Source organism: Paenibacillus sp. P4_A7 (genome assembly GCF_056402455.1).
In genome coordinates this window covers 1-7,491 of sequence record NZ_JBFUHJ010000273.1, presented here as the reverse complement: position 1 = coordinate 7,491, position 7,491 = coordinate 1, and the positions used below count along the sequence as shown (strand labels likewise).

At 47.0% G+C, this 7,491-nt stretch carries 7 protein-coding genes; all 7 read right to left on the bottom strand.

Features of this window, described 5'->3' with window-relative positions; genetic code table 11:
- On the bottom strand, positions 1–854 hold an 854-nt coding region (locus AC1DWN_RS23360; protein ID WP_477561299.1), incomplete at its 3' end, for a Gfo/Idh/MocA family protein.
- A gap of 406 nt (positions 855–1,260) precedes the next feature.
- Positions 1,261–2,178 (bottom strand): dihydrodipicolinate synthase family protein, encoded by a 918-nt coding sequence (locus AC1DWN_RS23355; protein WP_477561298.1) that lies wholly within the window; start codon positions 2,176–2,178, stop codon positions 1,261–1,263.
- Between the two features lie 62 nt (positions 2,179–2,240).
- On the bottom strand, positions 2,241–3,197 hold the full coding sequence (locus AC1DWN_RS23350) for a sialidase family protein (protein WP_477561297.1): 957 nt from the start codon (positions 3,195–3,197) through the stop codon (positions 2,241–2,243).
- A gap of 19 nt (positions 3,198–3,216) precedes the next feature.
- On the bottom strand, positions 3,217–4,599 hold the full coding sequence (locus AC1DWN_RS23345) for a polysaccharide deacetylase family protein (RefSeq protein ID WP_477561296.1): 1,383 nt from the start codon (positions 4,597–4,599) through the stop codon (positions 3,217–3,219).
- A 39-nt stretch (positions 4,600–4,638) separates the two neighbouring features.
- Positions 4,639–5,325, bottom strand: coding sequence for a D-sedoheptulose-7-phosphate isomerase (locus tag AC1DWN_RS23340; RefSeq protein WP_477561295.1), 687 nt, complete (start codon positions 5,323–5,325; stop codon positions 4,639–4,641).
- 37 nt (positions 5,326–5,362) lie between these two features.
- Positions 5,363–5,836 (bottom strand): nickel pincer cofactor biosynthesis protein LarC2, encoded by a 474-nt coding sequence (gene larC2 / locus AC1DWN_RS23335; RefSeq protein ID WP_477561294.1) that lies wholly within the window; start codon positions 5,834–5,836, stop codon positions 5,363–5,365.
- 22 nt (positions 5,837–5,858) lie between these two features.
- The coding region (locus tag AC1DWN_RS23330) for a GSU2086 family protein (protein ID WP_477561293.1) at positions 5,859–7,491 on the bottom strand (1,633 nt) is incomplete at its 5' end.

The following is a 7,491-nucleotide window of genomic DNA, read 5'->3' as shown; positions in this document are numbered from 1 at the left end:
CTGATCGCCGGAATACCTTTTTCCGCCTTCCAGAATGATACTTTTTCTACACAGTTTTCGATACAAAATGTGCCTTTTGAGCCAGCAACCTCAAGACTCCACCAGCCGCCAAGCCCATATACCGCATCCCCCCTCTGACTAAGCAGGTAACCAACGCCTCCATTAGCGAATTTTACGTGGATGCTGTTGATCGATACCATGACATCACCTGCACTGCGCCGAAATCCGGGACGGTCCGAGAAGGTTTGTATATGTGTGATATCACCGCAAAAGTGGCGCATAACGCTGAACGGATGGGTTAGGAACGCACGCATGTGAAAATAGGGATGGCCCTTGATTTTAGGAGAATCTGCAAGCCTGTAATTGAGTTCGCCTCCGTTAAAGCCCATTTTGGCGAGGCAATAAACAAGCTCTCCAACTTCACCACTATCCATGTACTGCTTCGCCTTCTCCGCGGGCTCTGTAAAATAATGATTCAAATTACAACCTAGATAAACTTTCTGCTTCTCAGCAAATGCAACTAGCTCTCTTCCCTCTCGAACATCGTTACACAGCGGCTTTTCAACCAGCACATGCTTACCAAAACCTACTGYCTCCATAGCTGGTTCAAAATGCCAACTCCCATTGTCGATACCGCCTGTCATTATATCAACGACCTCAATGTCCGGTTCCCCTTCGATCATATCCTTGAGACTGTAATAAGCTTTTACACCATGCTTTTCCGCAGCAGCGTCTGCACGCTCCTTGACGACATCACATACCGCCACCAGATCGGCCAGCTCATCTACCTTATAGCAGTCTGCATGGTTATTCCCAATTCCGTTCATACCCACAATCCCGATTTTCACTGCCATTTTCGCGTTCCCGACCTAAGCCGTAATCGGCTGGCCGGAAACTTCACCACCTTTCACTCCCATTAAATTTGCTTCCACTCTTGGCAGTACTCATTGCAAACCCATACGAGGTCCACCGAAACTTCCAGCCTACAGATCCCCTGCATCAATCTACTATTTTTGGAAACGTTTCCTTCCCTCATCATAATCAATCTAACAGTCTGTTTCATGGCTGATCGGGACAATAACCGATTCGATCGGGACCATATTATTAAAGATTTATTGCCACATAAAATCGTACATTCAAAACGAACAATTGCGGACAACAGTCCTGTTTACGTTAAGCCGAATTTAGACAAAAATAGTCTAATCCTTCGAAAAAGACTATTGTAATGTGACTGTTTGCTTACTTTTAACTAGCGCTTTATCAGCCTAAAAATTCCCGATAAACCTGCGCTGCGGTTCGCAGCTGTTCAATCTCCAGCTTCATTGCGCCAGTCAGCGTGCCAGCTTTAGCGGTACGACTTTCTAGTCCCACAGGCAGCCCCTCCAGCTGCATATGGAATTTGGCATTGACAGGATACATTTGCCGTTCGATCACAGACGCCAGTCCCAGATAACTTTGCAATTTCGCGGCCTTATCTGAATCCCCAGCCCATCCTTCTGTCAGCCTTACATATAAATCGGGGTGAAAATTCGCCATAACCCCGCTGAATCCGGATGTCCCCAGCTTTAATGATTCTAGAAGCGTTGCCGCGTTGGCATTGAAAATTTTCAAGGAGCTGCCGTGAACCGATTCCAGCTTCTTCTGAATTTGCTCCAAGTCGCAGGAGGTATCCTTCAGAAACAAAAATCTTCCACTGTCTGCGCACCATTTCAGCAGTTCGGGAGATAACAAACGCTTGTATGGAAATGGACATTCGTAAATACCGAAGTCCATATCCGGCACTTCCGTAAATATCTTTTCTGCATTATTTTTCCACGTCTGCTCGGAATCCTTGTCAGCTGCCAACCGATTGCTTACAAGCACGAAAGCATCAATGCCCGTCGCCGATATCCGTTTTATCTCTTCGAGCTGATCTTCCAGCACATCCGATACATGTCCCGATGCAATGACAGGAACTCGCCCTGCTGCTTTCTCCACAACAAATCCAGCTAGTTGAACACGTTCTTCCAACGTCAGGAAAAACATCTCGCTAGACTGACATACAGCGAATAACCCATGTACGCCGTTCTGTATATACCATTCGATCATATGCTCTAAACCGTTATAATCGATTTCATTGCTTTTAGTAAAAGGAGTAACCATCGTTGGCCATACTCCATTCGAGATAGAAAAGCTCATTTATCCATTCTCCTTCGTACTCAAATTAATATTAGACAAATTGAATCAATTACTTTTTCAAGCTAGTAAGTAAGATGGCAATAAACGATTCGTTCACGTTTCCATGTATAAGTAATGTGAACTTCGCTTCCGTCAGATACAATGGCCGGGTACGAATATTCACCTTCTGTTTCCTCGAGTGTATGCAGCCGGCTCCAGGTTGCGCCATTGTCTTTGGATACATCGAGCACAAGTGGCGTTCTTAGCCCCCAGCTTTCGGCAATCGGATTATAGACTAGCAGCAAGTCTCCGCCCGGCATTTGGGCTAAGTCGATGCCGCTATTGTTGTTCGGCAGACTGATCGGATACGCCTCAGACCAGCTTTTGCCTTGGTCCGCAGAATCACTACGGTAAATCAGTCCTTCGGTTGTGCGAAGCAGCATATGCAGCTGATTCGGGGACGATTCCCAAAGAGTGGGCTGAATAATGCCTTTGCCTGTCACTTTGCTTCGATCAAGAGGTACCTGTGCACTCTTCCGCCAAGTCTTTCCTCCATCAGATGAGATATCTACGAAAGCATCCCATTCTGTTTTTGTTTCGATTGAGGCTGGAGCGAGCAAGTCACCATTTGAAGCAAATATCGATTTATTTTTAACAGGCCCTCTGCCGCCAGTACTGTCACCCGGTACCAGCTCAACCGCCTCAGACCACGTATAGCCGTAATCTTCCGAAATGATGACCATTGAGATCCAGTCGCGAATTTTCCAGCCTGTTTTGTATACCAGCATGATTTGGCCAGTCGAATTATACGACAGCACTGGATTGAAGTGTGGCAAATCCTGCTCCCCTGTCAGGTTTACAGGCTTTGTCCAATCGCCATCCTTCTTTCTCGAGCACCAGATAGCGACATCGCCAGCACCCTCTTCAGTCCCTCCGAACCAGGCCGCAAGCAGATCACCGCCCTTTAATGGTAATACAGTAGAGGCATGACAACTTTTAAATTCACGATCATCTTCAAAAATAAACGCTCTGCTTAGCATGTATACAACAGTCCCCTCGCTAGTTAAAGTTGGAGTTTCCAAACATTGCAGGCTTTAAGGTCCATGTCTGAAGCTTGGACATGCTCACAATGTTCGGCACTCTTAATTCCTTCTCGAATATGGACCATCGCGGTCCCCAAAGTTCATTATCTCCAGCATAGCTGCTCGCTTGAAGCTCCCCTCGCACATGCTCTATTCGATCTTCGCCTTGCAATCCTTGGGCAATGATGGCAGCCATTGTGCAGGTCATATCCACTGGATTAATTCGGTAATCTCCTAGCATGAAATAATCAGGCAGCATTTTGAAACCAAGCACTCTGGGCATGTCTATCGTTGATAGCGCCTTCAAAATATCATTGACAACAAGCGAGTCTGGCCTGTCACTTTCAATATGATGCGCCGGTCCATACATAAACTCCGGCACCAACTGTTTGCCGAGCATCATACTGCGAAATAGTGAGTACTGATCAGCCGATGATAAGCTGTGTCCATTGATTATTTTGTAGCTTAGTTTGCTGCCGAGCTCTTCAGCCAACACCTTTACATCTTCCGCATCGACTACATCCGTCCGAGAGCTTTCCAACAATAACGCTTGCTCAGAGGTTATGTATTCGACATTATCCTTCGAAAGCGTATAGTCAATAAATTGGCCGAGAAGGTTCAGATAATGCTCCATCTCCCCCTTCTCTCGCAGTGGGGCCGGCTTCCACTCCTCACGAGGAGTCTGCAGTCCTCGCATGAAATTTATTTTGTCCCAGAAGCTGCTGCATACAAATTCGTTTGGATGATAATATATACTAACAAACCCTGTCTGTTCAGCGGACAACTGTTCATATAACTGGTCAAAGGTAACCTTCGCCTTCTCGAAGCCTCCCTCGTTCAGTTCCATTCTCATCGTTCCTGTAACATTCGTAATATTCAACAAGCCGCCATACCAGAACGGTTTGCCTTCCCATGAGATGTGATCGTGATCGTCCAAATAAACAGGAATTCCCCATTTCTTCAGAGCGGGAAAAGCTTGAGGAGCCCATGAGTATCCAGGCTGTCCGTAGCACATCACCGGCATTCCCGTTATACTCCTAACATCTTCGAACCCGCCTTTCTCCCTCGTATCGAACTCTTCTGCCCCGGCACGAAAATCATAATGCTCCAAATACTCAGAAATAACAGGGTGCTGGCTGTGGAGGTCCGTATGATACCCCACCTCATGATTCGGCAAAAGTGATAATATATCGCTGCGATTGTTTAAACGTAATTGACGCGCCTTTTCCCCTACTATTTTGAAAATGCCAGGCACTTTCCTGTCCTCCAGCAATTGCAATATTCCGAGCAGCCCTTCCTGTGACTCAGGATTTATATAATCCTCGACATCGAGCCAAAAAAGCACCTTAATGTTCGGCATATGGTCACCACCTTCACTATTGTTTGGACAAGCAGCTTATCAGCCAAAAAACTCTTTCTCCAGCATGATACATAACGCATGATAAATCGGCAGATGCCTTTCCTGAATGTCCGGTGTAGATGCAGAAGGAACACAGATTGTGACATCGCAAAACTCTTTTAACTTACCCCCATTTATTCCGGTCAGTCCAATCGTGCGCATCCCCTTGAGCTTAGCAGTACGTACTGCATGCAGGACATTGCTGGAGTTTCCCGAAGTACTGAGTGCCAGCAGCGTATCGCCCGGTAATCCGTAGCCGTATACTTGTTGAGCAAATATCAAATCGGCGTTCACATCATTAGCAAAAGCCGTAATAAGCGCACTGTGCGTAGTCAAAGAAATGGCAGGCAACGCACCTTGCAATTGATTCCCCAGCAGCTCACCTGATTCGGGAAACAGCTTAATCAGCTCCGCTTTCTCCTCTTCAGGCAARGGGCGTTTGTGCATAAAGCCCTTCATCAGCTCTCCAACGATATGATCACTGTCTGAAGCGCTTCCCCCATTCCCGCAAACAAGCAGCTTACAGCCTTCTCGAAAGCTGTCTCTCATCAGCTCGAAAGCTCGCCAGACCTCCGGCATACAGACGCTTAATTCCGGATACTTATTCATGCAATTGTCCAATGTTCCCCGTATTTCTTCATCTCTGCTTCCAGCTTCTCCGATACTACGCATTATGATATTAGACAAATTCGATCTCTCCTATTTAAGCGCTGTGTCGCCACTCTTACGTTTCTAAGAAATAACCTCTTCTAGCCGACTCGTACACATCTTTGATCGGAACCTGATTTGCTTTTGCAGCCGCCTCACAGTCGACAAATTCGGGGGAAACTTGCACCACCTTGCCTTCGTGCTTGCCTACCTTCACCCGTATATCACCCCAAGGTGTGCTCACTGCTTCACAATGTCGTTCAAGCGCTTTGCCCTCTGTCCGCACGTAACGTATCCCAAGAGTAGTCGTTTCTTCAAAAACGATCCTTTCGATCTCAGTAAGCCGCTTCGTGTGTGTCAGTACATTTAGCAAAAAGCCTGGGCGACCTTTCTTCATCAAAATTGGAATCCAATAAACATCATGAGCACCTGCAGACAATAGCCTTTCTCCTACATAAGGGCAAAATTCTGGATTCATATCGTCAATGTTCGTTTGCAGGAGCACCATTTCACTTGCTCCATGGCCAATTTTTGGTTCAGAAAATTCCACCCTGCTTCCCCCCCTGTGTGTCCTATATTGTTGGTGGTAATATCCTTTCATTTGAACCGGACATCCCGGAAGCATCGGACATACTTACAGCATCTGCTGCCAGGAGCACCCTTCTCAGTGCAGGTATCGTCTGCTGATGCAATCCTTCGAAATGATAGCCTTCTCCACCTAAGCTAGTAGGTCGGTGAATGATATTTTTGCGCGGTCGATAATAATAGTCCCAATCCTCATAGCCAACCTTACGATGATAGTCCCCAAGCTTTACGATATCGAAGTTAACCGTTGTAATCTGATGAACCGTATATCCTAGGTTGCGCGCAATCGACAGAGCCTTAAGAAAAACCTCCGGTCCGGTTACCGTCGAGCCAAAGTTGGCAAACACACCTCCATCCAATCGGGCGACCGTATTCGTATACACTTGAAAATCCCTGCCGCTCGCGCCTCCTTGGACCTTGAAATCAACATCCGGATGCTGCTGAATCGCATCAATCCCTATTGTCACATGTACGGTGCAAGGAATGCCTTTCCTGCTGCAAGCGTCTAATAAGCTATATTGACGATACGGGAACAGCTCAGGTTTCTCTTCCATATAGGCTATGAGGCTTTCTCCGTAGCCAAGCCCTTTTGCATAGCCTTCTCTAAGCGCTCCATGCAGCAATTGACCTGGCTCCCGCCACATGCCGAAAGTTCCGTTCAGCAGTGAACCCGCATCTATCTCTTCGGTTTGCCCGAATGCTGATAGCTCGAAATCCTGAAATGCGCCAGCACCATTCAACGCCAAGTGGGTTATAAATCCCTGATCGATCAACTCGATCAGCTCTCTGGAGACACCGCTACCAATCACATTTCCGCCAAGGGAAACTAGTACTTCCTTGCCGTTGTTACGCGCTTCAACTATACGCTTCACCACTGCACTAAATTGCTGGTCCGCTGTGCCCGACCAATCAAAGCCCTGTTTTAATGGTTCCTTGACCATTTCTTCTACTTTCAAATCAGCTTGCCGCTCAGCAATGGGGTACAGTTCAGCCTGTGCCCTAGACAGCGTCGCCTTGCGGTCATATGGAGGAAATTCTACTCCTCTTTCCCGTTTGCGCTGCAGCACACGGTGAAATAATTGGGGAATTGTCACCTGATGCAAGCCGTGGAACAAGTATCCTTTGCCATCAATCTGACTAAGACGATCGATAAAATTACGGCGAGGCCGATAATAATAATCCGATTCCGTTACAGATGGAAAAGACTGTTGGAACACTGGTACGATATCGAAGTTGGCGGCTGCTATAGGCGTCATTGGCAATTTCTGATTGAGGCATAAGCTGAGACCCTTCAAGAAAATCTCCGGCCCCGAAATCGCAGATCCGAAATTAAGAAATACGCCGCCACCAGATAATTCAGATATGGATTGACACATCGTATCAAAATCTTTGCCGCTCGTTTGACCAAGCGCTTCAAAATCAACAATCGGATGCTGGTGGATAATATCGGTGCCGATCGATATGTGGCAGGTATACGGTACACCCGAGCGCTGGCACTGGACAAATACGCAATCGTCATAATGAGGAAAACGTTCGGGATGCTTGTTTAAGTACCGATACAAACTTTCGCCGTATCCGAGACCTTCCGCAGCCCCCTGCTGGATCGCCTCATTCATGTAG